Source organism: Vibrio sp. 10N.261.55.A10 (assembly GCF_041470825.1).
GTDB classification, from domain to species: Bacteria; Pseudomonadota; Gammaproteobacteria; order Enterobacterales; family Vibrionaceae; genus Vibrio; species Vibrio crassostreae_C.
This window is the reverse complement of the sequence record NZ_JBFRNC010000022.1, coordinates 35,402-56,831: the sequence shown is the minus strand read 5'-3', so window position 1 is coordinate 56,831 and position 21,430 is coordinate 35,402. Positions and strand designations below refer to the sequence as shown.

Genomic DNA, 21,430 nt, shown 5'->3' with positions numbered 1-21,430 from the left:
CGAATTTAGGCTTACAGGATATGACCTACTACTTCTGGATCTTTACGCTCTAGGTAGTGGATAGATTTGATGCGGCGAATTGTACGGCAGCGGCCACGGATAAGCAGGGTTTCTGTGGTTGCGATATTACCTTGACGAGAAATACCTTCTAGCAAGTCACCCTTAGTGATGCCTGTTGCTGAGAATACAACGTTGTCGCTGCGTGCCATGTCTTCCATCTTCAATACGATACCCGCCGTTACGCCCATTTCTGCGCAGCGCTCAAGTTCAAGTTCACCGTGCTTGCGGTTCTCTTCTGTGTCGCCTTTCACTTCGTGGCGAGGTAGAAGACGACCGTGCATGTCGCCGTCGAGTGCGCGAATTACCGCAGCCGAGACCACACCTTCAGGTGCGCCGCCGATGCAGTACATGACGTCTACTTCACTGTCTGGCATACAGGTTAAGATAGAAGCCGCAACATCACCGTCTGGCACAGCAAATACACGAACGCCCATTGCTTGCATGTCGGCGATGACTTGATCATGACGAGGCTTAGCAAGCGTGGTTACGACTAGAGTATCAAGTGTTTTACCTAGTGCTTTAGCGATGTTTTCTAGGTTTTCTGTTAGTGGCAGTTCTAGGTCAATCACGCCTTTAGCGCCAGGGCCAACAACCAACTTTTCCATGTACATATCAGGCGCTTTAAGGAAGCTGCCTTTTTCGCCCGCAGCCAATACAGCCAATGCATTTGATTGGCCCATTGCTGTCATGCGTGTCCCTTCAATTGGGTCAACTGCGATGTCGACAGCGTCGCCGCCCACACCTACGTTTTCGCCGATGTATAGCATAGGTGCATCATCGATTTCACCTTCGCCGATAACAATCTCACCGCTAATTTCGGTTTTGTTTAATAGGCTACGCATTACTTCTACAGCAGCACCATCTGCAGCGTTTTTATCGCCACGGCCAAGCCACTTGTAACCAGCTAGTGCTGCACCTTCTGTGACACGAGAGAATGACATTGCTAAATCGCGTTTCATGCGGACTCCAAAATTTTCAAAGGGGGAATAGAAATTTCGCGGCGAATTTTACCATATCCAAAAGGAAACGTTTGCCTTTTTGTTTTTTGGAGATTGCTCTCGATCAATTCGCAGTGGAAAACAGTTATTATTCATCAAAATAATCGGTTTGCCGTTGTGGCGGTAATCGTTCACGTCAATATTCGGTAAAAAGTGCTGTTTTTTTCATCGAATGGCGCAAAATATCGAATATATTGAGTGTTTATCCTTGCTCTGCTGAGTAGAATGGGGAAATAAGTGGAGTGAACCTTCACCATCAAACGGATAACTTAAAGGTAGGCCAGAATGTCTTTTGAAGTACTAGAGCAGCTAGAAGCAAAAATTCAAACAGCAGTAGATACAATTGCACTTCTTCAAATGGAAGTGGAAGAGCTTAAAGAAGAGAAACAAGCACTAGCAACAGAAGCTGGTGAGCTTAAAGAAAGCCGTCACGAGCTAGAGCAAAAAACTCAGCAAATGCAGGAAGAGCATTCAGCGTGGCAAGATCGCATCCGTAACCTTCTTGGTAAAATGGATGACGTAGAGTAATTGACTCTTCAGATTTAAAAAAACGCCCGCTACTGAGTAGCGGGCGTTTTTGTTTGTATTCTTATGCTTCGTATTCTTATGGTTTGTTTTATTATTTGAAGCTGAGTGAGAGTTACTCGACCTCTTCTTCTTCAACATCCAGATCAAGTTCGACATCTAAAGGCTCTGCCGAAAGAATAATGCCGGTGTTGTCAGCGTAGAGGTAATCTTCCGGTAAGAAGGTTACGCTGCCAAAGTTGACCGGTACGTCCAATTCGCCGACACCTTCTTGGCTCGCACCAACAGGGATAGAAGCCAAAGCCTGAATACCAATGTTCATGTCTTCTAGCTCATCGACTTCACGAACGCAGCCGTAAACCACAATACCTTCCCACTCATTGTCTTCGGCAAGTAGGGCAATCTCAGCATCGATCAGCGCTTTGCGTAGTGAGCCGCCACCATCGATTAACAACACACGTCCCAGACCATCTTGCTCTAATACGGAGCGAATCAAAGCATTGTCTTCAAAACACTTTAATGTCGTGATCTGTCCTGCGAAGGATGCACGTCCACCGAAGTTGCTGAACATGGGCTCCACGACATCAACTTGATCCAAATATATGTCGCACAGTGCTGAAGTGTTGTATTCCATTAGTATACCTTTTGAACAATGAGCTTACTTTGAGTATATCGGTGCTTGATCCCTTTGCAATGATTAGTCTCATTTAACTCAATAGAGTTTGAGCTACGACAACCCCTGCAAACAATAGGTTAGTGACCAGTGAGCATTTCACAATCACTGGCATCATTGGTGCAATCTGCACTGGTTTTTCGGTTTCCCAAACGGCCTTGCCATGTTTGTAAACAATAACAATGCTCAATAAAAACGGCAGGCTGATCCAGACCGGTTTTTCTTGAATCAGTAGGTAGATAGCGAAAGAAGCAAGGGCGAGCCCAAGCAGTGCAAAATGATAGTGCTTGGCTTTGCGTTGCCCTAGGCGAACCGCCATGGTGCGCTTACCACATTCGCTGTCGTTCTCTATATCACGCATGTTGTTGATGTTGAGTACCGCAACCGCCATTAATCCACAGCCTAAGGCCGGAAGAAATAGGCTTGGCTCAACATGACCAGTGTGTAGGAAGTATGTGCCTGAAACGCCTAACAAACCGAAGAAGATAAATACCGATAAGTCGCCAAGGCCAATATAACCATAAGGTTTATTGCCCACGGTGTAAGCGATGGCAGCCATTATGGCTAATACGCCTAACGCGATGAAAGATAAGATGCTTTCAATCGAGGTTAAGGCATGAAAAATAAGAATCAGCCCAGCGAGCATGGTAAACACGATGTTGAGGATGATCGCTTGTTTCATGGTTTTCGCAGTCACCGCACCAGATTGCATTGCACGTGTTGGCCCTAGACGGTTTTCGTTGTCTGTGCCTTTTACTGCGTCGCCATAGTCATTGGCTAGGTTCGACAGGATTTGTAATAAGGTGGCAGTTAAAAAAGCCAGTAGGGCTATTGATAGAGAAAACTGACCGCCGGCGAACGCTAAACTACTTCCTGTAAGAATAGAGACGAGTGCGAGAGGCAGAGTTTTTGGTCGTGCGGCATCAAGCCAAATCAGTAGAGATTGTTTCATCGTAGGTCTATTTCTTTGTAAGTCTTCGTTTCAAACTGTGATTTGAGTATACGCCCATTTTTCGGGTAATAAAAAGCCCACTCGAAAGTGGGCCTTGAATTCGCTTATTAGCTGCTATTTCTTTGAGATAGAGCAATAAGTTGGAGTTTTGTGTGCTACAGGATGAAGCGACTTAGGTCTTCGTCTTCTACGAGCTCGCCAAGCTTAGATATTACATAAGCTTCATCAATCAGCAATTTACTGCCTGCTCGGTCTGTTGCGTCAAATGAAATTTCATCCATTAGGCGCTCCATGACTGTGTGTAGACGACGCGCACCGATGTTTTCAGTGGTTTCGTTCACACGCCATGCTGCGTCTGCAATTTGGTTGATGCCATCTTCAGTGAACTCAATGCCGACATCTTCTGTTTTCATCAGGGCAATGTACTGTTCTGTCAGTGACGCCTTTGGTTCAGTAAGAATACGTTTGAAGTCATGTGCTGATAGTGCTTCAAGTTCTACGCGGATTGGCAGACGACCTTGCAATTCAGGGATCAGATCTGATGGCTTAGCCACTTGGAATGCACCTGATGTGATAAACAAGATGTGGTCAGTTTTAACCATGCCGTGCTTCGTTGATACTGTGCTGCCTTCGATTAGAGGCAGTAGGTCGCGCTGAACACCTTCACGAGATACGTCTGGGCCTGAGCTGTCGCCACGCTTACAGATTTTGTCGATCTCATCGATGAATACGATGCCGTTGTTTTCAGCGTTGAAGATCGCGCTCTCTTTTAGCTCTTCTTGGTTCACAAGCTTCGCAGCTTCTTCTTCCGTCAGTGCTTTGAATGCGTCTTTGATTTTCATCTTACGCTTTTTCTTGGTGTCGCCCGCTAGGTTTTGGAACATGCCTTGCAGCTGGTTGGTCATCTCTTCCATACCCGGAGGTGACATGATTTCAACGCCCATTTGCGGTGCGGCTACATCGACTTCGATCTCTTTGTCGTCTAGCTTACCTTCGCGCAGTTTCTTGCGGAAAATCTGACGAGTGTTTGAAGAGGTGGTGTCTTCAGTTGATTGCTCGTTCTGACCCCAAGCATCACGTGCTGGTGGTAGAAGGGCATCAAGAATACGTTCTTCAGCTTGCTCTTCAGCGCGGTATTGTACTTTTTCCATCGCTTGTTGATGTGTCATCTTGATCGCAACGTCCGTTAGATCACGGATGATGGTCTCAACTTCTTTACCAACGTAGCCAACTTCGGTGAACTTAGTCGCTTCTACCTTGATGAACGGCGCATTAGCGAGTTTCGCTAGACGGCGAGCAATTTCAGTTTTACCCACACCTGTTGGGCCAATCATCAGGATGTTTTTTGGCGAAACTTCAACACGCAGGCTTTCTTCAAGCTGCATACGACGCCAGCGGTTACGTAGAGCGATAGCCACTGAACGCTTAGCGTTGTCTTGGCCGATAATGTGGCGATTGAGTTCGTGAACAATTTCGCGAGGAGTCATCTCAGACATGGTTTTTCCTTAATTCTTTAATCACTGTTGAATACAACGTTATTGATGGAAGCGGTCGTTACTCTGGCTTTGGCAGCTCAACGGTGCTTTCTAGTTCTTCAATAGTGTGGTGATGGTTGGTGAATACACAGATATCGCCAGCAATGTTCAGCGACTTTTCTGCGATTTCACGCGCATCTAAATCAGTATTTTCTAATAGTGCAGTCGCTGCTGCTTGAGCGAAGTTACCGCCCGAACCGATCGCAATCAGGTCGTTTTCTGGTTGAACGACGTCACCGTTACCAGTAATGATCAGTGAAGCGGTTTCATCCGCGACTGCTAGCAGTGCTTCTAATTTACGTAGAGCACGGTCGCTACGCCAATCCTTCGCCAGCTCAACGGCAGCTTTGGTTAGGTGGCCTTGGTGCATTTGCAGCTTGCTTTCAAATTTTTCGAATAGCGTGAAAGCATCTGCCGTACCGCCAGCAAAACCTGCCAGTACTTTATTGTTGTATAGGCGACGTACTTTACGGGCGTTGCCCTTCATTACTGTATTGCCCAGAGATACTTGTCCATCACCCGCGATGACGACTTTATTATTACGACGTACAGATACAATGGTAGTCACGAGTCGACCTCTTTTGATTATTATTTATGGTTACTACTTATATGTGGCTCCACTATCATGAATTCAAGTGCCACATTTAATGGTATGTCATATCAAAAAAACTAAATGTTACCAGTTGTTTCAAACATCCATTACCTGTTGAGCCTATGTGTGGCAAGGGTTGGTGGGTTAATAGTTTGTGATAAATATAAAAAAAGATAAAACAAATTTCTAACGTGAAATGGTTAACACTTTTTGTTTGATTTATAAGGAATGATGTTCACTAATCAGTGGTATTCACTGCATAAGGAGTAGTGTGATGAATAGTGACAATATCAGTTTTTTTAATAGAGATATGGATCTGGATGAGCTGTCTATACTGCATCATCTGATGTATCAGGAGGCGGGCGAGTGTTCAACAGAACATCTAAAAAACTCGGTCAACGTTTTTCTTAAACGTCCATTTCCTAACGTTTTAGCGCACTTGGATTTTTTTGGTTACATCGAGATAAATAAGGAGCAGGTCTACCTGACTGACTTTGGGCTTGAGTACTACGAACAAGTACCTCAGTTTCGTTAAAACGCACTCTTTTGATTAACATACTGGTATTGCTTGTGCGATGAACTATTGAACGCTTTCAAACAGCAATAGGGGGAATCCTCTTCCCCCTATTATATATTGAGTTGATTAAGACCCGTCTTTCCAAATAGCGCAAGGTTCAATTTTCGCTCGTTGCAGCTTATGGCGATCGCGTTCTGCGTCACGCTTCAACTTGTATGGCCCTAAAACCACACGGTACCAGCTACTGCCATCTTTCTTGCGGATCTCACTTGAGATACCTTGGAAGGCAATATCCAACTTACGTGCTTCTGCCTGCGACGAGGTTTTGTAAGCGCCACACTGCATGATGTAAGGGATCTTAGAGATCTGTTGCTCTTTGGCTTTTACTTCAATCTCGCGGCTTGGCAGCGTTTCAACGTAGTCCCACTTCTCTTCAGGAGGCGGCGGAATCACTTTCGCTGGTTTTGGCTTAGGTTTTGGTTTGGTTGCCACAGGCGTTGGTGCAGGCGGCTCAGGATCATTACTCAATAGGTAAAGTCCGTAACCAAAACCACCGGCAAGGAGGATCGCCAAAAGACCACTGCGCCAAGGTTTACGGCGAGGTGCTTGTTTTTTGGTCGGTTTTTTCGTGCCACGACCGCGCTTTACATAATCTCTATTAGCCACAAGACAATTCAATAGTTGCTGATTCTGCCCTCATGGTAATCCAGATTGCGCGAGGATAATAGTGCAGAAATGGAAGCGGCACATCAAAATGTGCCGCAGATTTATAAGGGTATTTCTAAGGGTTATATTCGAGGTGGCGCTGTACTGCCTCGAACCACTAATTTAGCTTCAAGCAGACGCGAACCTGCTTGCACATCGTTGCCTTTTAATAGATCAAGCATCATCAACATCGCTTGGCGTCCAATCTCATAACGAGGCTGAGAAATGGTGGTTAGCGGTGGATCGCAGTATTGAGCGAATTGGATGTCATCGAAGCCGACAATCGATAGGTCTTGAGGAACGCGCAAGCCCAGCTTCTTCGTTTCTTGAATCGCACCAATCGCCATCGCATCGTTGTGACAGAAGATAGCTGTAGGTTGTTCAGGAAGTGCCAGTAATTGACGAACCGCTTGAGCGCCCGCTTCAAAGGTGAAGTCACCGACCGTGCTATAGGCTGGATTCATTGAGACTCCGGCGCGACGCAGCGCTTGCTGGTAGCCTTGTTGGCGGAACTTACACAGTGTTGCCGATACTGGTCCTGAAATTTGAGCAATACGCTTATGACCTAACTGAGCTAGGTAGTTCACCGCTTCAAAGGCAGAGGTCAGGTTATCGATGTGTACCGTAGGCAGTTCAAGCTCAGGGGCAAACTCACACGCCATTACCATCGGCGGTAAATTCTTTTGTTCAGGTTTGCTGACATCAAACGGATGGTCAGTACCCAGCAGCAACATGCCGTCGGCTTGTTTGGTGAAAACTAAGTTAACAAACGAAGACTCGCGCTTCTTTTGCTGGCCGCTATCACCCAGTAGAACAAGGTAATCATTTTCTACTGCGGCATCTTCGATACCACGAATGATCTCGGCGAAATAAGGGTCACAGATATCAGGAACAATAGTGATGATGGTTTTTGATTCGTTGCGACGTAAGTTTCTAGCTAATGTATTGGGTGAGTATCCAGCTTCAAGTACTGCTGTTTCCACTCGTTTGCGAGTCGAAACTGAGACTTTCTCAGGGTTCATCAATGCACGTGATACCGTGGCTGTTGAGACGCCTGCTAGCTGGGCAACATCCTTCATTGTCGCCATAAATTAAACCCTCTTTTAAGTTCCTTTGCCGCCTAAGCATCTAAGGCGTGAATAATAAATGTAATCGAATAGATATTATGAAAGTGTTGCTAACACTTTTTTTATTGCAATATTTTATTCGTTTAATCCGTGTAAAGTTACGGCTAGATTAACAAAAATCACATGACTAGTGTGAAGTTGCTCACGAGAAATATGAAATATTTGTGAACAAACTTATCATTAGTTTTAACCCAAGTGGGTTTAACTCAAATCTTGCGGCTCAATATCGAGTGACCAGCGAACTTTTTTCGCAGCAGGTAACATATTGATGGCCGGCTTGGCACTCATCAATAGCTTCTGCATTAACGAGCGCGTCTGAGTTTGTAAGATTAACTGCCAGCGCGATTTGCCCGCTCGTTTTGCTAACGGAGCCGGGGTTGGCCCTAACACCATGCAATATTGGTCAAACAGCGGGTGCGATTCCAATGTGTGACGAACCTGACGCAAGAACTCTTCCACCAAGCGAGTGTCATTGGCTTCTGCTCTAAACAGCGTCATAAAGGTATAGGGCGGTAACATTGCCTGCTTACGTTCTGCTAGCGCCGTCTGAGCAAAGTGGTTATAGTCTTTGTGTAGCAAGGCTTGCAACAACCCATGTTCGGGGTGGTGAGTCTGTAAGATCACTTCACCGGGTTTGCTTGCTCGTCCTGCGCGTCCCGCTACTTGGATGAATAGCTGCGCAAGACGTTCAGAGGCACGGAAGTCACTACTATATAAAGAGCCATCCACATCCAATAACGCCACAAGTGTCACGTCAGGGAAATGGTGACCCTTAGCAAGCATCTGCGTGCCGATAAGAATTTGGAATTCACCCTTACGAATCGACTCGAGCGCGCTTTCTAAGCTGCCTTTACGGCGGGTGCTGTCGCGGTCAATACGAATGGTTTTGTATTCCGGGAATAGTTGACCAAGTTGAGCTTCTAACTGCTCGGTACCGACACCCACTGTCACCAAGTTCACAGACCCACAACCTTGGCAATTGTGCACGATATGCTGCTGAGAACCACAGTGGTGGCAGCGCATCTCATTGCTGTATTGGTGATAGGTGTAGTAAGCATCGCAACGTTTACACTCGGCTGTCCAACCACAATCGTGACACATCAATGCGGGAGAAAAACCTCGGCGATTGAGGAATAGCATCACTTGGTTGCCAGCTTTGAGGTGTCTTTGCATCTCTGCAATTAACGACGCAGACAAACCACTTTCTAGATATTCACCTTTAACGTCCAACACCTTATTGGTGGTCGGCAGTGCGACACCCGCACGTGAAGTCAGGGTGAGATAACTGTATTTGCCGATCTGAGCGTTGTGCAGCGTCTCAAAGGCCGGAGTCGCCGAGCCTAACACAACTGGAATCTGCGCTTTGTGCGCACGCATGATCGCCACATCACGAGCGTGGTAGCGCAGGCTATCTTGCTGTTTATAAGACGCGTCGTGTTCTTCATCGACAATGATAATACCTAGGTCAGCAAACGGCGTGAACAGAGCCGAACGGGTACCAATCACGATGCCCGCTATTTTATCGCGCGCCGATAACCAAGCATTCAGTCGCTCAGAATCGTTTAAACCTGAGTGGATAACCTCAACAGGTACATTAAAGCGTCGCTTAAAGCGGTTAATCGTTTGAGGGGTGAGGCCAATCTCGGGCACGAGCACTAACGCTTGTTTACCTTGGTCGAGAATCGGCTTAATCATATTAAGGTAAACCTCGGTCTTACCTGAGCCAGTAACGCCCTCTAACAGGAAGCAACCAAAGTCGGTTTGGCTATTTACGGTCGCAATCGCGATGGCTTGTTCGGCATTGAGCTTAGGCTTGTCTTGGTCGTTTTCAAGATCAACTGGCCACGGCTGACGCGTTGGCTTTTTCTCTACCGATTCAATCCAGCCTTTCTCTTCTAGCGTTTTGAGTACGGCGCTGCCAACTTCTTCATCAATGAACTCTTGATGAGGAACCGGGCCGTGTTCAAGCATGTGCATCACTTTGGCTTGCTTGACCGCGCGACCAAAACCTTGCATCAGTTGGTCTTTGCCTGATGGCGTTAACTGCCACTCAACCAGCGTCGCGAAGTCGGCGGCTTTGCCTTTTCTTAGAGCGCTCGGAAGGGCGTTAGCAAAGGTTTCGCCAAGAGGGTACTGATAAAACTGACTGCACCACATTAATAGTGAATAGACAGATTCCGGCCAAACAGGCTGATTATCTAACAAGGCTTTAATCGGTTTGAGCTTGTCTAGCTCGAATTCAGATTCGTTAACCAGAGCCGTGACAATGCCGGTTAAGGTTTGTCGTCCAAAAGGCACAGAGACTCGTCCACCAATAATCGGAAATAGGTGGTTTGGAATCTTGTAATCGAACTGCTTGTCGAGTGGAACAGGCAGTGCCACGCGGGCAATCATTGGACGCATAAAGGGACGGCTTTATCTGAGTTGACGAGAGCGAACAGTCTAAAGGATAAGGCGGTTAAATTCGAGAAGCAGTTTGGATGAAGGTGGCGAGTTAGCGTATACCGACAACGACAGCCCGAAATCTCAGGCCGATAAAGGAAATAAAGAGAGAATTGGTGAAAAATGTATCAAATCGGTTGATCCTGCTTTATAGATTCATTACTATACTGCGCCTTAAAGGTATGGCTTCATCACTCTTTTGTGTCGATGCGGTGTCTTTATTTCTTTTTTAAACTACGTGTGGTGTGCGGCTTAGAATCGTATAGCGACACGGCCTACTTGAGGTTATCCCATGAAAGCTGGAATCCACCCAGAATACAAAGCAGTTACTGCAACTTGTTCTTGCGGCAACACATTTGAGTTCAACTCAACGCTAGCAAAAGAATCAATCCACCTAGACGTATGTGACAAATGTCACCCGTTCTACACTGGTAAGCAACGTATCGTAGATACTGGCGGCCGTGTTGATCGCTTCAACAAGCGTTTCGGTGCTCTTTCTAGCAAGAAGTAATTCTCGCTATTTAGACATGAAAAAGGACACTTCGGTGTCCTTTTTTGTTGCCTGTAATTTGAGAAAGCACTGACTTCTATTCAAGCATCACTCTCACCCAACGATAAGTTGCCTCTCTATTCTATTTCAGGGCAATTCCTTGCGTATCTCTCTTCACCAAAATTCAGCACGAAACTTCAACAAGCGATAGTAATTTCAACTGCTCACTGGTCTTATTAGTAGTGAAATCTCGTTTTTTAATGAGACAGAGGCTTCAACCACCTAGGAACTTTGAAGTACATCCATTAACATGAACAAGATCCCCCAAATAATAATATCCTAGGAACCTACACCTATGTCTGAAGACAGCAGCCAAGCTCAATCCTCTCAAGCGTTATCATCTGAAAAATCGTTATCGCCTCAAGAACAATTCCGTCAGCAAGCTCTTGATTACCATGAGTTCCCAATTCCTGGCAAAATTGCCGTAGAACTGACGAAGCCTGCAAACTCTGCAGAAGACCTAGCACTTGCATACAGCCCAGGCGTGGCTGAGCCTGTTCGCGAGATCGCACAGAACGTTGATAACGTTTATAAGTACACAGGTAAAGGCAACATGGTTGCAGTTATCTCTAACGGTACAGCGATTCTTGGCCTAGGTAACCTTGGCCCTATTGCTTCTAAACCTGTTATGGAAGGCAAAGCGCTCCTGTTTAAGCGTTTTGCTGGTTTAGATTCTATCGATATTGAAGTAAAACACCGCACAATCGATGAGTTCGTTGATACAGTTGCGAATATCGCAGATACATTCGGCGGCATTAACCTGGAAGACATCAAAGCACCAGACTGTTTTGAGATTGAACGTCGCCTGATTGAACGTTGTGATGTTCCGGTATTCCACGATGACCAACACGGTACTGCGATTGTAACGGCAGCGGGTATGCTGAATGCGATCGAGCTTCAAGGTAAGAAACTTGAAGAGTGTAAGATCGTTTGTTTAGGTGCTGGCGCAGCGGCGGTTGCTTGTATGGAACTACTGATTAAGTGTGGCGCTCAGCGTGAAAAAATCTACATGCTTGACCGTAAAGGTGTGATCCATACTCGTCGTGATGACCTAAACGAATACAAAGAGCTGTTCGCAAATAACACTGATAAGCGTACGCTTGAAGATGTTATCGAAGGCGCTGACCTGTTCTTGGGTGTATCGGGGCCGAATCTACTGCCTGCTGAAGCACTAACGCTGATGGCTGATAAGCCTGTTGTGTTTGCATGTTCAAACCCAGATCCAGAGATCAAGCCTGAGCTTGCACACGAAGTTCGTTCTGACCTAATCATGGGTACAGGCCGCAGTGATTACCCTAACCAAGTAAACAACGTACTTTGTTTCCCATTCATTTTCCGTGGTGCACTAGACGTGCGTGCGAGCGAAATTAATGACGAAATGAAGCTAGCGGCGGTTAAAGCGATTCGTGAACTGGCGAAAGAAGAAGTTCCAGCTGAAGTACTAGCAGCTGCGGGCGAGACTGCACTGGAGTTCGGTAAGGGTTACATCATTCCTAAGCCAATGGACCCACGTCTACTTCCTCGCGTAGCACGAGCAGTTGCGGAAGCGGCTGTTGAATCTGGCGTAGCTCGTATCGAGATGCCTGCTAACTATATGGCTTAATAGCTGTTGCTCTATTGAGCCAAAAAGAATAATAAAAAACCGACTCATCTGGAGTCGGTTTTTTTATGTCTATCATTCACAGCGCAATCATAAAAAGCTATGCGCGATGTGATAAATAAGGTTCAGCTAGAGCGAATCAATAATGAAGGCAGTGACTGAGTTGTTTTTATTCTTCGTCAAACGCTTCGAACTCGATACCCATCTCTGTCATCAGCTTTTTCACTTCAGCAGGAATATCGTCTGGGCGGTCTTTACGAAGGTCTTCATCCGTTGGTAGTGGTTGGCCTGTGTACGCATGTAGAAAGGCTTCGCACAGTAGCTCACTGTTTGTTGCATGGCGTAGGTTATTAATCTGGCGGCGAGTACGCTCGTCAGTAAGAACCTTTAACACTTTTAGAGGGATAGAAACTGTAATTTTCTTTACTTGTTCGCTTTTCTTTCCATGCTCAGCATATGGGCTTATGTATTCACCATTCCAGTCGGCCATTGCGTACCTTCATCACTTTAGTTGTTAGAATAAATTAATAGTGGTGATTTTAGCGGGATTTACTGCCATAAGCAAAGACATATAGACGTCTAGAAGTGTTGACGTCTCACGTTTATGAAAGTAAAGTGAATAACATATATCTAACACAGCCGCAAAATGCCGACAAGCCGCTGTGATTCTCAGACGCAAAACTTGTAAGGAAGCACCTATGAGCAGCCGGAAGCCAGCAACAATCGCAGTACGTACTGGTATCGAGTCAGACACGCAACACCATGCCGTTGTCCCACCCATTTATCTTTCGACTAACTATGGGTTTCCCGCTTTTGGTGAAGTGCCAAAGTACGATTACACCCGTTCTGGTAACCCAAACCGCGGTTTATTAGAGACGGCACTGTTTGAGCTTGAATCAGGCAAAGGCGCGGTTGTGACTAACTGTGGTACTTCGGCGCTTAACTTATGGGTTTCGGCTTTCTTAGGCGGCGATGATCTTATTATTGCACCGCACGATTGCTACGGCGGTACTTACCGTCTGTTTAACACTCGCTCGCTAAAAGGTGACTTCAAAGTTCTGTTCGTTGATCAATCGGATCAAGCTGCTCTGGATGCGGCGATTGCGCTTAAGCCAAAGTTGATCTTAATTGAAACCCCATCGAATCCACTGGTTCGTGTGGTTGATATTGCAGAAACTTGCCGCAAAGCGAAAGAGGTTGGTGCTCTGGTTGCTGTCGACAACACGTTTTTGACACCTGTGTTCCAAAAGCCTTTAGAGCTGGGTGCTGATTTTGTTATCCACTCAACCACTAAGTACATCAATGGACACTCAGATGTTATTGGTGGCGTTGTGGTCACTAAGACAGAAGAACACGCTGAAGAGTTAGCATGGTGGGGCAACTGTATTGGTGCGACCGGCACACCATTTGATAGCTACATGACTTTACGTGGTATTCGTACGCTAGGTGCGCGTATGCGAGTTCACGAAGAAAGCTCACGTGAAATTCTAGCGTCTCTGCAGCAACAAGATCTTGTTGGCACTATTTACCACCCAAGCCTTCCTGAACATCCGGGTCATGATATCGCGAAGAAACAGCAATCGGGCTTTGGTTCCATGCTCAGTTTTGAGTTTGCGGGCTCATTCGAGGCGCTTAAATACTTTGTTGATAAGTTAGAGCTGTTTTCTTTGGCAGAATCATTGGGCGGTGTTGAAAGCCTGATTTGTCACCCTGCGTCGATGACTCACCGCGCGATGGGTGAAGAAGCCTTAGCAGAAGCGGGTGTTTCTCAGCAACTACTGCGTCTATCTGTTGGCCTTGAAGATGCAGAAGACCTAATCGATGACCTCAAGCAAGCGTTTGAAAGAACACAGCGCTTTATCGCTGAAGGGGAGGGTTAATAATGGCAACCTTTCGCCAGCTACATAAATTTGGTGGCAGCAGTTTAGCGAATCCTGAATGTTACCAACGCGTGGTCAACATTCTTAGAGAATACTCATCAGCATCTGATTTGGTGGTGGTATCGGCAGCAGGCAAAACAACCAACCGTTTGATTGAATTTGTTGAAGCGCTCGACAAAGATGGTCGTATTGCCCATGAATGCCTACAAGCACTTCGTCAGTTCCAACTCGATCTGATTGAAGCACTGCTTGAGGGTGAATCAGCCGCACAACTTACTTCAACCATTCAACAAGAATTTACCGCTTTGGGTGAGCTAACGGCTCCCTTGAGCGAAGCACAAAAAGCAAAAGTGCTTGGACACGGTGAGGTTTGGTCTTCACGTCTACTCGCGGCTTTGTTGTGCCAGCATGATTTACAAGCCGTTGCTCAAGATGCGCGTGCTTTTTTACGTGCAGAAGTGGGCGCTCAGCCTGAAGTCGACCGCGCACGTTCTTACCCTCTGATCAAAGAAGCCTTGGCGCAGCATGCACATTGCCGCGTGGTGATTACGGGCTTTATGGCTCAGAACTGCGAGGGTGAAACGGTATTGCTTGGCCGTAACGGTTCGGATTACTCAGCAACCGTGATTGGTGCTTTGGCTGAAGTTGAACGCGTGACGATTTGGAGTGATGTGGCAGGCGTTTACAGCGCTGACCCTCGTCTGGTTTCAGATGCGTGTCTATTGCCTCTACTTCGCCTTGATGAAGCCAGCGAATTGGCTCGTCTTGCCGCTCCAGTGCTTCACAGCCGAACGCTACAGCCTGTGGCTCAAAGTGCTATGGATCTCAGCTTACGCTGCAGCTATCAGCCGGAGGCGGGCTCTACACAGATCGAGCGTGTACTGGCATCGGGTCGTGGCGCAAAAATCATTACCTCTTTGGATGAAGTGCTTATCGTGCAACTGACCTTTGGTCACGGCCATGATTTCGACCGTCTAGAGAGTGAAGTGCTTGAAGGGCTTAAGCGTGCTCAACTTGAGCCGCTTGCTTATGAGCTTGAACCGGATCAACACTGTTTGCGTCTTGCCTACACAGAGGAGATCGCTGGTGGTGCATTAGAATATCTCCAAGACCATGCGATTGAAGCGGAAATTAAGCTAAAAGAAGGTTTCTCTCTGATTGCTGCAGTGGGTGCGGGTGTGACTAAGAACCCTAACCATTGCTACGGTTTCTACCAGCAGCTTAAGAGCTCGCCGGTTGAGTTCATCTCAGAAGCGAACTCAGGCTTAAGCTTGGTGGCTGTGATTCGTAAGAGTGAAACATCAAGTCTAGTGAAAGGCATTCATTCTCAACTGTTCCAAGCGCAGAAGCGTGTTGCGATTGCCTTGTGTGGTAAGGGCAATATTGGTTCAAGCTGGTTAAGCCTGTTTGCTGAGCAAAAAGCGGAACTTGAAAAGCGCCGTGGAATGAACTTTGAATTGGTTGCCGTGGTTGATAGCCAAACCTATTGGTTCGACGATCAAGGCATTGATGCGACTTCGGTAGGTAAGCGCTTTGATGACGAAGCTATTGCTAACAATGGTAACGACTGGTTAGAGCGTTTGGGCTCTATTCAAGGTTATGACGAAGCAGTGGTTCTGGATGTGACTGCGAGCCCAGTGCTTGCAGCAAAGTATCTGCAAATCGCACAACAAGGTATTCACCTAATCTCGGCGAACAAGGTGGCAGGTTCTGCATCGAGCGAGTATTACCATCAAGTACAAGATGCTTTCGCTAAGATCAGCCGTCATTGGTTGTACAACGCGACAGTGGGTGCTGGATTGCCGATTAACCACACGGTACGTGACCTACGTGAAAGTGGCGATGACATCATTGCGTTGTCTGGCATTTTCTCGGGCACGTTGTCTTGGTTGTTCCAACAGTTTGATGGCACCGTGCCGTTCAGCGAGTTGGTTGACTTAGCATGGCAACAAGGCCTTACGGAACCTGACCCTCGTGCTGACCTAGATGGCTCAGACGTGATGCGTAAGCTGGTGATTCTGGCGCGTGAATCTGGTTTGGATATCGAACCTGAAAACGTAAAAGTGGAATCGCTCGTACCTGCAGAGCTGCAAGATCTATCTGTGGATGACTTCTTCGACAAAGCTTCTGTACTGAGCGAAGAGCTGGCTGAGCGTTTAGAGAAAGCGCACTCTCAACAGAAAGTTCTGCGTTACGTAGCGCGTTTGGAGAAGAACGGTAAGGCAACCGTAGGCGTTGAAGCACTGTCTAAAGAACATGCTCTGGCGAACTTGTTGCCTTGCGACAACATCTTTGCGATTGAGAGCAAATGGTACAAAGATAATCCATTGGTTATTCGTGGCCCAGGTGCCGGTCGTGAAGTAACGGCAGGTGCAATTCAATCTGATTTAAACAGAATGTCTAGCCTGTTCTGATACTCAGATCGGTTGGTTTAGTGTCTAAATGGCATACTATTCACTAAGATAAATAAGGCTGAAAGCACGATGTGTTTTTCAGCCTTTTTTCTACATTATTTCTGCTTTGCGACCCATCTAACGACTTGAGTTTTACTCACGATCTACTTGAGAAAAATTCATAATGGATCTGTTGACATTAAATCGTATTCAATACATTCTACAGACATATAGACGTCTAAACGTCGTTTAAGGATTTGAGTTTTTAGTGGTTGCTTTTGCCACAGGGAGAGTAAGATGGGATACACACACGCTAGTCATATCGACGCTTTAAATCAGAATATCGCTGAGCTTTCTGACAACATCAATGTGTCATTTGAGTTTTTCCCACCGAGCAGTGAGAAGATGGAAGAGACCCTGTGGAACTCTGTTCACCGCCTTAAAACACTTCAACCAAAATTTGTATCGGTAACTTACGGTGCAAACTCGGGTGAACGTGACCGTACCCACTCAATCATTAAAGAAATTAAAAACCAAACCGGCCTAGTGGCTGCACCGCACCTAACGTGTATTGATGCAAGCCGTGAAGAGCTGATTCAAATTGCCGACGATTACTGGGCAAATGGTATCGAGAGTATTGTTGCGCTACGTGGTGATATTCCAGCAGGCGGCGGCGCGCCAGAGATGTACGCATGTGATTTGGTTGAGCTACTTAAATCTCGCCACGATTTTGATATCTCAGTAGCGGCATTCCCTGAGGTTCACCCTGAAGCAAAAAGCGCTCAATCTGATCTTATTAACCTAAAGCGTAAAGTGGATGCGGGTGCCAACCGTGCCATCACTCAGTTCTTCTTTGATGTAGAGAGCTACCTACGCTTTCGTGACCGCTGTGTAGCGGCTGGCGTTGATGTTGAGATTGTACCGGGCATTCTGCCGGTTTCTAACTTCAAGCAAGCATCTCGCTTTGCTGCGATGAACAACGTAAAAGTACCGGGCTGGATGGCGAAGCAGTTTGAAGGTTTGGATGATGATCCAACGACTCGTCAGCTTGTTGGTGCTAGCCAAGCAATTGATATGGTTCGTACACTGAGCCGTGAAGGTGTGAAAGATTTCCACTTCTACACGCTAAACCGTGCAGAAATGACTTATGCACTTTGCCATACGCTAGGTGTTCGTCCGCAAGTCGCTGCGCTGTAAGAAAAGTCTAAGAAGTAAAGCCTAAGCACTTGTAAAAAGCCTCTGGCAGTAACATTTCAAATCCTATAGATACAAAAAAGGCTTGGACTCATAGAGTTCAAGCCTTTTGCTTTTCTAGCTTAACTTAAGCTAGAGCGCCAAGTTCAAGCAGTACTTCTTCAGCCCATACAATCCATGCTTCACGGATAAGTAGGTTACGACGAAGTGTTAGACGCTCAAGGCGTGCTTGCTTGTCTAGTGTCGATGGCGTTGCGTAGTAAGCTGCTTCGATTTCACGGTAGTGAGAAACCAGTTTGCGAGACTCTTCTACTAGCTCAGCAAGTTGTACACGGTAAGCGTCAGAAGGTTGTACAGCACAAGCCATTAGCTTAGCTGAGAACTCGTCACGAACGGTTGGGTGTGCAGTTGGTTGTTCAAACCATTCACCTAGCGCGCCACGGCCAGCATCAGTGATAGAGTAAACTTTACGATCAGGTTTGCCTTCTTGAGGCTCAAGCACGCAAGTTACCTGGTCGTTCTGAGCCATTTTATTTAGCTCGCGGTAAACTTGTTGATGGCTAGCTTTCCAGAAGTAACCAATGCTTGCGGAGAATTCTTTTGTGATATCGTAACCAGTAGCATCGCGTGTACTTAAAACGGTTAGAATTACGTGTGGTAATGACATGTCTGAAATCCAAATGGTAAACAGTAAACAAATACTTAAACAACAAGTGTGCTTCTAATGGCACGTTATATTGGTTATGTCTAAGTAGCACCAACTCATCGGTTGGTTATGTCACCTTACAAAGCCGTTTATCACCTAGGTTGACCAGTTTATTGGTCAAGTTGCTGCAGATTATTTTTTTGGAGTGCTTCCGCAGCGGAGCAGTAGTATATCTAAATAATAAGCATAAAGTAGAATACATGGACAAAATAACCCAAAAAACTGACAAAATACTTATTAGTGGTTATCTTGCAAAATAAAAAGGTCGCACGTGGCGACCTTTTGTTCTTTTTTTAGATATAAATGCTGATCAGGTTATAGTAGGAATCACTAATTAACCAGTGTTTCGCATACCTGCTGCAATGCCTGCAATCGTCACCATTAGCGCTTCTTCAAGCTCTGCTGGTGGTGTTTCACACTTACGAGTACGGTAAAGCAGTTCAGCTTGAAGCATGTTTAGTGGCTCAACGTAGATGTTACGTAGGCGGATTGACTCAAGTCCCCAAGGGTCGCTCTGCATTAGGTTCTCGTTGTTCTCAACATTTAGCACGGCTTTGATGTCTTTTTGCAGCTGTTCACGCAGTAACTCACCTAATGGTAATAGCTCTTCGTCAACAAGGCGTTGGTCGTAGTACTTAGCGATTTCCATGTTGCACTTCGAGTACACCATTTCCAACATACCGAGACGGGTAGAGAAGAACGGCCACTCGCGACACATCTCTTCGAGCAGGGCTTGATGGCCTTGATCTACAGAGTACTGAATCGCTTCACCAGCGCCTAACCATGCAGGCAGTACCAAACGGTTTTGGCTCCAAGAGAAGATCCATGGAATCGCACGTAGGCTTTCTACGCCGCCGTTCGGGTTACGTTTCGCAGGGCGAGAGCCAAGAGGCAGTTTACCTAGCTCCAGTTCAGGTGTCGCTTGACGGAAGTAAGGTACGAATTTCTCTTCGCCACGAACCACGTTGCGGTAAGCCTCACAAGATACTTGAGATAGCACTTCCATTAGGTCGCGCCACTCTTGTTTTGGCTCAGGTGGCGGCAGAAGGTTCGCCTCTAGAATCGCGCTTGCGTAAAGGTTGAAGCTGTTTACAGCAACGTCTGGTAAGCCAAGTTTAAAGCGGATCATTTCGCCTTGCTCTGTTACACGTAAACCGCCTTTCAAGCTCTTAGGTGGCTGAGAAAGAAGAGCAGCGTGCGCCGGAGCACCACCACGACCAACCGTACCGCCACGACCGTGGAATAGAGTCAGTTCAATGCCTTCTTCATCACAAACCTTAACCAGTTTGTCCATTGCATCGTATTGAGCCCAACCTGCAGACATTACGCCCGCATCTTTCGCTGAGTCAGAGTATCCGATCATCACCATTTGGTGATTCTGGATAAAGCCACGGTACAAGTCGATGCTCATTAGCTGTTTCATCACTGCTTCTGAGTTGTTCAAGTCGTCTAGCGTTTCGAACAGTGGACACACGTCCATGCGATACGGGCAACCACACTCTTGCAGCAGCAAGTGAACAGCCAGTACATCCGATGCAGTACGAGCCATAGAAATCACGTAAGCGCCGAAGGCTTCACGAGGTTGAGCAGCGATGACCTTACAGGTGTCTAAAACCTCTTTAACCTGTTCAGATGGCTCCCAATCACGAGGAAGTAGTGGGCGCTTAGAGCTTAATTCATTGGTTAAGAAAGCAATCTTGTCTTGCTCGCTCCACTGGTCGTAGTCGCCAATGCCTAGGTAGCGAGTCAGTTCAGACAGCACATCTGAGTGACGTGTACTTTCTTGACGAACATCGAGACGCACTAGGTGTACACCGAATGCTTTTAGGCGGCGCAAGGTATCAAGTAGAGAACCGTCTGCGATTACGCCCATGCCACATTCGTGCAGCGATTGGTAACACGCGTAAAGCGGTGTCCAAAGTTGCTCGATGTTCTGTAGTGTTTCTTTCTTCGGTACTTCAGCATCATGCAGTTTTGCATCCAGCACTTCTAACGTGTTGTTCAGCAGAGTACGTAGGCTCTTTAGGATTGCTCGGTAAGCTTCATGCTCATCACCCGCTAGTTCACGAACGGCATCATTACACTTAGTCATCGATAGTTCGGTAATCAGCTCGTTTACGTCACCTAGGTAAAGGTCAGCGGCTTTCCAGCGAGATAGGCGCAGTACTTCTTTGGTGATGGTGTGCGTTACGAATGGGTTACCATCGCGATCACCGCCCATCCAAGATGAGAAGTGTACCGGGCGCGCATCAATTGGTAGACCTTCACCAAGGTAGCCTTTTAGTCGGCCGTCCATTTCACGTAGGAAATCTGGTACAGCTTCCCAAAGTGAGTTTTCAACAACCGCAAAGCCCCATTTCGCTTCATCAAGTGGCGTAGGGCGTTGCTGACGAATCACATCTGAGTGCCAACCTTGAGCGATAAGTTGCTCTAGGCGACGTTCTGTTTTCACGCGCTCTTTGTGTGATAGGTCGCTTAATTCTAATTTAGACAGACACTCGTTGATCTTAACCAATTTGTTGATCATGGTGCGACGAGTGATTTCTGTTGGGTGTGCAGTCAGAACGAGTTCAATGTTCAGGTCGCGAACGGCTTGAGCCGCATCTAGCTTGCTGATGTCATTCTGGTTTAATTTGGAAAATAGAGATTGCAGCACGTCTGGTTCGCAAACATGCTCCTCACAGTGGCGAGAGATGGTGTGGTACTGCTCTGCCATGTTGGTGAGGTTGAGAAATTGGTTAAATGCACGAGCAACAGGAGTGAGTTGTTCGTTCGGCAGGTTTTTGATTTCTTCAACTAGGCTGTCACGGTCAGCTTTGTTGCCTGCGCGGGCGGATTTGGAAAGTTTACGGATAGTCTCCACTTTCTCTAAGATAACGTCACCATGTGCATCTTGGATTGTGTTACCTAGCAAGCGTCCCAGCATGCTTACGTTACTCTTGAGAGCGGCGTATTTCTCGTTCATTGTCATCCTGCCTCGT

18 protein-coding genes are annotated in these 21,430 nt (G+C 46.6%); 7 read left to right on the top strand and 11 right to left on the bottom strand.

Translation table 11 applies throughout. From position 1 onward, the window contains the following. Window positions 1-11: 11 nt before the first annotated feature. On the bottom strand, window positions 12-1,019 hold the full coding sequence (gene glpX / locus AB4274_RS06450; RefSeq protein ID WP_017061153.1) for a class II fructose-bisphosphatase: 1,008 nt from the start codon (window positions 1,017-1,019) through the stop codon (window positions 12-14). A 324-nt stretch (window positions 1,020-1,343) separates the two neighbouring features. Here glpX and zapB point away from each other — a divergent pair, with 324 nt between their 5' ends. Further along, window positions 1,344-1,586 carry a cell division protein ZapB gene (gene zapB / locus AB4274_RS06445; protein ID WP_004729696.1) on the top strand — a complete coding sequence of 81 codons (243 nt, stop codon included), beginning with the start codon at window positions 1,344-1,346 and terminating at the stop codon, window positions 1,584-1,586. A 112-nt stretch (window positions 1,587-1,698) separates the two neighbouring features. On the opposite strand, the gene rraA is transcribed toward zapB, so the two are convergent. The 4 genes from rraA to hslV all read right to left on the bottom strand — a co-directional run bounded on the left by rraA (window position 1,699) and on the right by hslV (window position 5,311). After that, entirely contained in the window at window positions 1,699-2,217 is a 519-nt protein-coding gene (gene rraA / locus AB4274_RS06440; RefSeq protein WP_017077596.1) for a ribonuclease E activity regulator RraA, read from the bottom strand. A 73-nt stretch (window positions 2,218-2,290) separates the two neighbouring features. Beyond that, a complete protein-coding gene (locus AB4274_RS06435) occupies window positions 2,291-3,208 on the bottom strand; it encodes a 1,4-dihydroxy-2-naphthoate polyprenyltransferase (protein WP_372111374.1) in 918 nt (305 codons plus the stop codon). A 155-nt stretch (window positions 3,209-3,363) separates the two neighbouring features. After that, window positions 3,364-4,704, bottom strand: a complete 1,341-nt coding sequence (gene hslU, locus AB4274_RS06430) for an HslU--HslV peptidase ATPase subunit (RefSeq protein ID WP_017077598.1) — start codon at window positions 4,702-4,704, stop codon at window positions 3,364-3,366. A 58-nt stretch (window positions 4,705-4,762) separates the two neighbouring features. Beyond that, complete coding sequence (hslV, locus tag AB4274_RS06425; protein WP_004729692.1) at window positions 4,763-5,311, bottom strand: ATP-dependent protease subunit HslV; 549 nt, start codon at window positions 5,309-5,311, stop codon at window positions 4,763-4,765. 298 nt (window positions 5,312-5,609) lie between these two features. Between hslV and AB4274_RS06420 the strand changes: the two genes are divergently transcribed. Continuing rightward, a complete protein-coding gene (locus AB4274_RS06420) occupies window positions 5,610-5,870 on the top strand; it encodes a hypothetical protein (RefSeq protein WP_017061149.1) in 261 nt (86 codons plus the stop codon). Between the two features lie 108 nt (window positions 5,871-5,978). On the opposite strand, the gene AB4274_RS06415 is transcribed toward AB4274_RS06420, so the two are convergent. The 3 genes from AB4274_RS06415 to priA all read right to left on the bottom strand — a co-directional run bounded on the left by AB4274_RS06415 (window position 5,979) and on the right by priA (window position 10,087). Beyond that, window positions 5,979-6,518 carry an SPOR domain-containing protein gene (locus tag AB4274_RS06415; protein WP_017061148.1) on the bottom strand — a complete coding sequence of 180 codons (540 nt, stop codon included), beginning with the start codon at window positions 6,516-6,518 and terminating at the stop codon, window positions 5,979-5,981. Window positions 6,519-6,640: 122 nt separating this feature from the next. After that, window positions 6,641-7,645 (bottom strand): DNA-binding transcriptional regulator CytR, encoded by a 1,005-nt coding sequence (gene cytR / locus AB4274_RS06410; RefSeq protein WP_017061147.1) that lies wholly within the window; start codon window positions 7,643-7,645, stop codon window positions 6,641-6,643. A gap of 240 nt (window positions 7,646-7,885) precedes the next feature. Further along, window positions 7,886-10,087 carry a primosomal protein N' gene (priA, locus tag AB4274_RS06405; RefSeq protein WP_229647417.1) on the bottom strand — a complete coding sequence of 734 codons (2,202 nt, stop codon included), beginning with the start codon at window positions 10,085-10,087 and terminating at the stop codon, window positions 7,886-7,888. A 331-nt stretch (window positions 10,088-10,418) separates the two neighbouring features. On the opposite strand from priA, the gene rpmE reads away from it, so the two are divergent. After that, complete coding sequence (gene rpmE / locus AB4274_RS06400) at window positions 10,419-10,637, top strand: 50S ribosomal protein L31 (RefSeq protein WP_004737142.1); 219 nt, start codon at window positions 10,419-10,421, stop codon at window positions 10,635-10,637. Window positions 10,638-10,971: 334 nt separating this feature from the next. Continuing rightward, window positions 10,972-12,279 carry a malic enzyme-like NAD(P)-binding protein gene (locus AB4274_RS06395; protein ID WP_017063680.1) on the top strand — a complete coding sequence of 436 codons (1,308 nt, stop codon included), beginning with the start codon at window positions 10,972-10,974 and terminating at the stop codon, window positions 12,277-12,279. Window positions 12,280-12,445: 166 nt separating this feature from the next. On the opposite strand, the gene metJ is transcribed toward AB4274_RS06395, so the two are convergent. Continuing rightward, window positions 12,446-12,766: a met regulon transcriptional regulator MetJ gene (metJ, locus tag AB4274_RS06390; protein WP_004415993.1), complete on the bottom strand. Its 321-nt coding sequence runs from the start codon at window positions 12,764-12,766 to the stop codon at window positions 12,446-12,448. Between the two features lie 208 nt (window positions 12,767-12,974). Here metJ and AB4274_RS06385 point away from each other — a divergent pair, with 208 nt between their 5' ends. The 3 genes from AB4274_RS06385 (at window position 12,975) to metF (ending at window position 17,746) form a co-directional block, all read left to right on the top strand. Continuing rightward, window positions 12,975-14,156: an O-succinylhomoserine (thiol)-lyase gene (locus AB4274_RS06385; protein WP_017061143.1), complete on the top strand. Its 1,182-nt coding sequence runs from the start codon at window positions 12,975-12,977 to the stop codon at window positions 14,154-14,156. 2 nt (window positions 14,157-14,158) lie between these two features. Then, on the top strand, window positions 14,159-16,570 hold the full coding sequence (locus AB4274_RS06380) for a bifunctional aspartate kinase/homoserine dehydrogenase II (RefSeq protein ID WP_017063682.1): 2,412 nt from the start codon (window positions 14,159-14,161) through the stop codon (window positions 16,568-16,570). Between the two features lie 276 nt (window positions 16,571-16,846). Then, the gene (metF, locus tag AB4274_RS06375; protein ID WP_229647419.1) at window positions 16,847-17,746 is read left to right on the top strand and encodes a methylenetetrahydrofolate reductase; all 900 of its coding nucleotides are present in this window, start codon (window positions 16,847-16,849) and stop codon (window positions 17,744-17,746) included. Between the two features lie 124 nt (window positions 17,747-17,870). On the opposite strand, the gene AB4274_RS06370 is transcribed toward metF, so the two are convergent. Further along, window positions 17,871-18,410: a PadR family transcriptional regulator gene (locus AB4274_RS06370; RefSeq protein ID WP_017061141.1), complete on the bottom strand. Its 540-nt coding sequence runs from the start codon at window positions 18,408-18,410 to the stop codon at window positions 17,871-17,873. A gap of 373 nt (window positions 18,411-18,783) precedes the next feature. Beyond that, window positions 18,784-21,420 (bottom strand): phosphoenolpyruvate carboxylase, encoded by a 2,637-nt coding sequence (gene ppc, locus AB4274_RS06365; protein ID WP_372111371.1) that lies wholly within the window; start codon window positions 21,418-21,420, stop codon window positions 18,784-18,786. Window positions 21,421-21,430: the final 10 nt, after the last annotated feature.

Excerpts from the sequence above, each read along its gene's own strand:
- AB4274_RS06420 (WP_017061149.1), top strand. The coding sequence starts at position 5,610 with ATGAATAGTGACAATATCAGTTTTTTTAATAGAGATATGGATCTGGAT.
- priA (WP_229647417.1), bottom strand. The coding sequence starts at position 10,087 with ATGCGTCCAATGATTGCCCGCGTGGCACTGCCTGTTCCACTCGACAAG.
- rraA (WP_017077596.1), bottom strand. The coding sequence starts at position 2,217 with ATGGAATACAACACTTCAGCACTGTGCGACATATATTTGGATCAAGTT.
- glpX (WP_017061153.1), bottom strand. The coding sequence starts at position 1,019 with ATGAAACGCGATTTAGCAATGTCATTCTCTCGTGTCACAGAAGGTGCA.
- metF (WP_229647419.1), top strand. The coding sequence starts at position 16,847 with ATGGGATACACACACGCTAGTCATATCGACGCTTTAAATCAGAATATC.
- AB4274_RS06435 (WP_372111374.1), bottom strand. The coding sequence starts at position 3,208 with ATGAAACAATCTCTACTGATTTGGCTTGATGCCGCACGACCAAAAACT.
- AB4274_RS06370 (WP_017061141.1), bottom strand. The coding sequence starts at position 18,410 with ATGTCATTACCACACGTAATTCTAACCGTTTTAAGTACACGCGATGCT.
- metJ (WP_004415993.1), bottom strand. The coding sequence starts at position 12,766 with ATGGCCGACTGGAATGGTGAATACATAAGCCCATATGCTGAGCATGGA.
- rpmE (WP_004737142.1), top strand. The coding sequence starts at position 10,419 with ATGAAAGCTGGAATCCACCCAGAATACAAAGCAGTTACTGCAACTTGT.
- zapB (WP_004729696.1), top strand. The coding sequence starts at position 1,344 with ATGTCTTTTGAAGTACTAGAGCAGCTAGAAGCAAAAATTCAAACAGCA.
- cytR (WP_017061147.1), bottom strand. The coding sequence starts at position 7,645 with ATGGCGACAATGAAGGATGTTGCCCAGCTAGCAGGCGTCTCAACAGCC.
- AB4274_RS06395 (WP_017063680.1), top strand. The coding sequence starts at position 10,972 with ATGTCTGAAGACAGCAGCCAAGCTCAATCCTCTCAAGCGTTATCATCT.
- ppc (WP_372111371.1), bottom strand. The coding sequence starts at position 21,420 with ATGACAATGAACGAGAAATACGCCGCTCTCAAGAGTAACGTAAGCATG.
- AB4274_RS06380 (WP_017063682.1), top strand. The coding sequence starts at position 14,159 with ATGGCAACCTTTCGCCAGCTACATAAATTTGGTGGCAGCAGTTTAGCG.
- AB4274_RS06385 (WP_017061143.1), top strand. The coding sequence starts at position 12,975 with ATGAGCAGCCGGAAGCCAGCAACAATCGCAGTACGTACTGGTATCGAG.
- hslU (WP_017077598.1), bottom strand. The coding sequence starts at position 4,704 with ATGTCTGAGATGACTCCTCGCGAAATTGTTCACGAACTCAATCGCCAC.